This window comes from Blastococcus sp. SYSU DS0539 (assembly GCF_054050855.1).
The window spans coordinates 1-894 of record NZ_JBJHAF010000029.1; the positions used below are offsets into that span (position 1 = coordinate 1).

At 75.2% G+C, this 894-nt stretch carries 1 protein-coding gene; it reads right to left on the minus strand.

Translation table 11 applies throughout. From position 1 onward, the window contains the following. On the minus strand, nt 1–876 hold an 876-nt coding region (locus ACI790_RS19835), incomplete at its 3' end, for a PKD domain-containing protein (RefSeq protein WP_456571510.1). Between the last annotated feature and the right edge of the window lie 18 nt (nt 877–894).

An 894-nucleotide genomic window follows, 5' to 3' on the forward strand; every position in this document is an offset into this window, starting at 1 on the left:
GTTGTCCAGGCGCACCGTGGAGGCGGCCGTGGCCGACCGGGCGGTGTAGAGGTCCAGCCTCAGCCCGCCGGCCCGCTGCAGCGCCACCGTGGCATCGGTGGTCCGGACCTGCCAGTCCGCCGGCTCCACCGCACCCGCGGCCCAGGCCTTGGCCACCAGCGTCGCCGGCCCGGTCCCGGTGACCTCCATCCGCAGGGTCAACGCCGTGCCGGGGGTGTACCGCCCCGGCAACGTGGTCCCGGTCAGCCAGGTCTCGGTCCAGTTCACCACCCGCACCAGGCCCAGCTGCACCGTGCCGTCGGGACCGAACCACAGCTGGGTCTTGTACCGGGTGCCACCGACATTGCGGGTGCCCAGGGTGAAGTAGCTGCCCCCACCGGTCGACGCCCGGTCCAGCACGACGTCGACCTGCACGGCCACGTCCTGCTCCCCGATCGCCAGCTCACCACCCGAGCTCGCCGCCGGCGCCGCACTCACCCACGCCTGCCCGCCGGTCACCCGCAGGTTCGCCGCACCGCCGTAGGACGCCCACGTGCCACCCACGTCGGCCACCCCCAGCTCACCGTCCACCTCGCGCTCGAACGCATCCGCGCCCGACGGCTGCACCACCGGCTCACCCGGGGCCGTGACCGTCACCGCCTGGGTCACCGTGCCGGTCGCACCGGCGTCGTCGGTGACGGTCAGCCGGACCTGGTAGGTCCCCGCCGCGGCGTAGGTGTGCGACGCGGTCACGCCGGTACCCGTGCCACCGTCACCGAAGTCCCACGCGTACCCGGCCACCCGGCCGTCGCTGTCGGCCGACCCCGAGGCGTCGACGGCGACGGTCAGGTCGGCCGGCGCCGCGGTGAACGCCGCCGTCGGAGCCGCGTTCGGCACCGGCTCCGGCTCCTCGGC